The organism is Streptomyces sp. SBT349, from assembly GCF_001083795.1.
In the GTDB taxonomy this organism is placed as follows: Bacteria; Actinomycetota; Actinomycetes; order Streptomycetales; family Streptomycetaceae; genus Streptomyces.
The window spans coordinates 1-1,380 of record NZ_LAVK01000671.1; the positions used below are offsets into that span (position 1 = coordinate 1).

The window sequence follows — 1,380 nt, forward strand, 5'->3', positions numbered from 1 at the left end:
GCTTTACGCAGCCCCGTTGGGGCGAGCCTCCAAGATCGGGGGCCCGATCGGGGAAAACGCGGTGGGGCCCAGGGGCCCGATCCGCCGGCCAGCGTAAGGGCCCCCGATCTCTCGCCCCAACGCAGCTCCCGCCCAAAGCCCCTCCAACCGCGCGGGGGGTTCCAGATCCCCGCGGGCCGCGGGGGCCCTCCGCGCGGGGCGCGCGGGCCGGGCCCGTGCGCCTTTCCGGCCAAGAGGGGGTGGTGCCGGGCTGCCCCTTCGGGCAGCACGGGCGGGACCCTCTCCGGAGCGTTCAGCGCGCGCCTTTCGCCCGGCCCCGGCCGGTACCGCACGGGGCCCCCTCCTGGACTCAAGGGCGCACGAGATCGGCCCGCGCGCCGAAGCCCCCCACCACCCACGGGGCTGGAGGGGCTTTGGGCGGGAGCCGCGTTGGGGCGAGAGATCGGGGGCCCTTACGCTGGCCAGCGGATCGGGCAGGCTGTGCACCTGCCCGCAAGTGCCCGATCAGGGCCCCCGATCGTGGAGGCTCGCCCCAACGTGGCTGCGTAAAGCCCCGGAAGCCACCCCAGCCACGAACAGCCGGCGCCCACGACCGCGGCCCAGGCGAAGCGCAGCGCCTAGCGCAGGGGCGCCGCCTGCCGCAGCTCGGCCCGGACCTCGGGCGTGAGCAGGTGCCCGGCGCGGCCGACGAACAGCGCCATGTGGTACGTCACCACGCCCATGTCGGCGTCGGGCGTGGTGTAGACGCCGAGCAGCGAGCCGTCGCTGATGGACATGACCAGCAGGTTGCCCGTCTGCATGGCGACCAGGGTCTGCCGGACCCTGCCCCCCTCCATCAGCGAGGCGGCGCCGTTGGTGAGGCTGCCGAGGCCCGAGACGACGGTGGCCAGGTCGGCCGCCGCGCCCGAGGGCCCGGCGGTCGGGGCGCCGCCGGCGCGGGCGGAGGACGGCTGCGACGAGAGCAGCGGCAGGCCGTCGGAGGAGACCACGGCGACCGACAGGACGCCGGGCACCTCCTCGACCAGCCGCGTCAGCAGCCAGCGCAGGTCGGCGCCGCCCCGGCCGTTGTGTGTGCCGGGCGGTGTGCGGGTCTGCGAGGTCATCACGGCATCCCCTCTCCGGACTCGCCGGGGTACGGGCCCGATGCGCCGGCGGCGTCGCGGTGGCCGTCCCTGGCGCCGCGCTGGAAGCCGCCCAGACGGCGGCGCAGCTCCTCGGCGTCCACGGCGGCGCGCTCCCTTGCGGCTGCGGGCGGGGTGGCGGGAGTGGCGGTCGCCCGGCTGCGCAGCGGCAGGCCGCTGTCGGTGACCGGGTGGGACCGCGGGATGGGGTCGTCGGCCCGCGCGTGCTGCGGAAGCTGGGGGGGGGGGGGGTGGGGGG

Annotated in this window: 2 protein-coding genes; both read right to left on the bottom strand. The window is 77.1% G+C overall.

Annotated elements, in window-relative coordinates; genetic code table 11:
* Positions 1-617: 617 nt before the first annotated feature.
* Entirely contained in the window at positions 618-1,103 is a 486-nt protein-coding gene (locus ADY01_RS35715; RefSeq protein ID WP_049581059.1) for a roadblock/LC7 domain-containing protein, read from the bottom strand.
* The coding region (locus ADY01_RS39595; RefSeq protein ID WP_159001658.1) for a hypothetical protein at positions 1,103-1,380 on the bottom strand (278 nt) is incomplete at its 5' end. The genes ADY01_RS35715 and ADY01_RS39595, both read right to left, overlap by 1 nt.